Origin of the sequence: Deinococcus radiopugnans ATCC 19172, assembly GCF_006335125.1 — a bacterium.
Lineage (GTDB): Bacteria > Deinococcota > Deinococci > Deinococcales > Deinococcaceae > Deinococcus > Deinococcus radiopugnans.
This window is the reverse complement of the sequence record NZ_VDMO01000060.1, coordinates 1-2429: the sequence shown is the minus strand read 5'-3', so window position 1 is coordinate 2429 and position 2429 is coordinate 1. Positions and strand designations below refer to the sequence as shown.

The following is a 2429-nucleotide window of genomic DNA, read 5'->3' as shown; positions in this document are numbered from 1 at the left end:
ATGGCTCGGAAGAATTGCGCCATGTGCTGCGGTGGGTCCCGGAGAGAATCGGCGAGATTCTCCACGTCTTGATACGCCCTTTTCCCGCACTGGGACAGCCGGAAACTGAAGTTGTCAGCTACTGAGGGGAGTGACGAGCCGAGCTTCCCACGACTCAGCTCAACACATAAACTTGCCACAACCCTTCTGCTGGGATTAAAATCCAGCCTCCACGCTGCTCTGGCCGCCCTCCTGAGCACGTTAGGGAGGAAAGCGGCGGGCGGTGACGGTTCCCGGTGCCCGACATTACCCTGGGGTCAAAGCCGCCTTTGATGCTGTGGCAAACGTGATCAACGTTTCCTGAAGCCCCGCAGCTCTGTGGCGTTCACCCGTCAGCCACAATGGCCCATGCAAAAACTGCTGTTGCTCTCTGGTCTTGGTGCCGCCCTGCTCGTCGCCTGTGGAGGCGGTGGCACCACGCCGCCCAAGGAAGACAATGGCGGCCCCGGCAATCCGCCCCCTGGAGACGCCCGCGCTTATGCCGTCACGGCCAAGGCGCTATACAGCATTGTCCTGAGCGGCATGGGTCAAGACGAGAAGAAGTTCGATCTGAAGGTCGGCCAGTCTCTGACGGACGTCGCACTGGACGGGACCGAATTGTATGGCGTGACCATCAGCACTCTGGTCCGCATCAGCCTGAGCAATGGCGCGGTCAGCACCGTGGGCGCACTGGGAACAGGCGACATCAACGCGCTGACCGCCGATGGTGCGGGCAACCTGTACGGCGCTTCCACGGGGGGCCAGTTCTACAAAATCAACAAGACCACGGGGCAGGCCACTGTTGTCGGTCCGCTGGGCACCCTTTCCAGCGGCGATCTGGCCTTCAACGCTGCTGGGCAACTGTACGGCACGGTCCGGCCCACCCTCTTTTCTCCCGATTCGTTGGCCCGCATTGATCCGGCCACAGGCAAAGCCACAGTGATCGGCGGGACGGGCAAGACGGACCTGTTTGCCCTGAAGTTCCAGGGCAGCGCCCTGTAGGCCCTGACGGGCAGCGGTCAGGCACCCTGTAGGGTGCCTTCGACGTTCCACAGAAGGGCAGCAAGACTCACCATGATCAGGCAATGGAAATCTGAAGGGAACAGCGGCGCGCTCTGCCAGTTCAGGACAGGAATCAGCACAGAGGATCCGCCGGGTCAGTCTGCCCTCCACCCCCCAGCCCTGACGTTATGCTGCGCGCGTGACCCTGTGGCAACTGGTAATTCCCGTCGTGGTAGGCCTCGTTCTGGCGTTCCTCTGGTGGGCAGGCAAGGCCATGCTCGAAGGCGCACGCGAGGGCATTCAGGAGGCCAACGAGGAACTGGCCCAGGAAAAGGCCGAGCGTGAAGCGCAGCAAGCCGAGCAGACGGCAGCCCGCCAACAGGTGGTGGAGACGGCGGCCCGGTCTTTGGGTGAAGCTGAGCGCTTCGCTCTGAACCTGCGCGCTCCCTTCGCTCAGCTCTGGATTCAGATTTTTGAGGACGCGGTCTCGGGCCGCCCGCTGGAGTACTTCTACCAGTTCACGCCACCAGCGGGAAAGGAAGACGAGCTGCGCCAGTCCCTGGTGGAGGGCTGGGAGATCACCGATCACACCTCGGCGCTGTCCAGTCTGGCCTGGCTGCTGGACAGCGGCCACCGCGCTCCCTATCAGACGGTGCGTCAGCACTTGCAGTCGGGGGATGGGACGTCCGATGAGCTCAACAAGCGCCTGGCCGCCGTGGTGGGCAAGTGGGAAAGTGAGGTGGGCGAGGTGGGTGGACTGGCCTTCGATCTGGCGCGGGCGGTGGACATCGCCGCGCAGGGCGTGGCGCTGGGGTATCTGAGTGAAGCGCAGGGCTGGCGGGTGCTGGGACAGTGCCGTCAGATGGCGCGGGATGCGGCATTCCGGGACTGGGCGCACTATGGGCAGAGTTTCCGGGCGGGAGCGGAGTTCTGGAAGTCAGGCGGGGTCATCGATGGGGTCAGAAATAAGGGCTATGCCCAAACGGTACGCTGGCTTCTTGAGGACGCGGACAGCCCCTGGGTGCGAGACCCCTGGCCCACAGCGGGCCAGGTTCTGGAACAGCAGCGCGCAGCAGATACGGATGGCGTGCGGCCCACCCTGCATTGACCTGGCGCTGGTGGAGAGGTATGGGGTGGGAAGCCGCCAAAGAGCGAGGGTGGCGCTGAGGTCAGCAGCTTGACGGTCAGGCCGGGGTGTCAGATTGAGGTCTAGACCCGCGTGGAAAGGTGTCATACGGACTCCGATTAATTCCTACAGAGAGGCCACCAGTGAAACAGGGTGTGTTGCGTGATGAGATCGGGTTGGGTTTCCAGCCAGGCACACCGTTCACCGAGTGCTTCCTGGAGTTCAGCAAGTGATTCAAAACATCGGTTGGCCAGTGGCTCATCCGTCAAGTTCCAGGCGCGCT

The 2429-nt window shown here is 62.9% G+C and carries 2 protein-coding genes; both read left to right on the top strand.

What is annotated here, in order from left to right; genetic code table 11:
• Positions 1-387: 387 nt before the first annotated feature.
• On the top strand, positions 388-1020 hold the full coding sequence (locus FHR04_RS20635; protein WP_139405048.1) for a DUF6923 family protein: 633 nt from the start codon (positions 388-390) through the stop codon (positions 1018-1020).
• Between the two features lie 199 nt (positions 1021-1219).
• On the top strand, positions 1220-2128 hold the full coding sequence (locus FHR04_RS20630; protein ID WP_139405047.1) for a DUF1266 domain-containing protein: 909 nt from the start codon (positions 1220-1222) through the stop codon (positions 2126-2128).
• Positions 2129-2429: the final 301 nt, after the last annotated feature.

Excerpts from the sequence above, each read along its gene's own strand:
- FHR04_RS20635 (WP_139405048.1), top strand. The coding sequence starts at position 388 with ATGCAAAAACTGCTGTTGCTCTCTGGTCTTGGTGCCGCCCTGCTCGTC.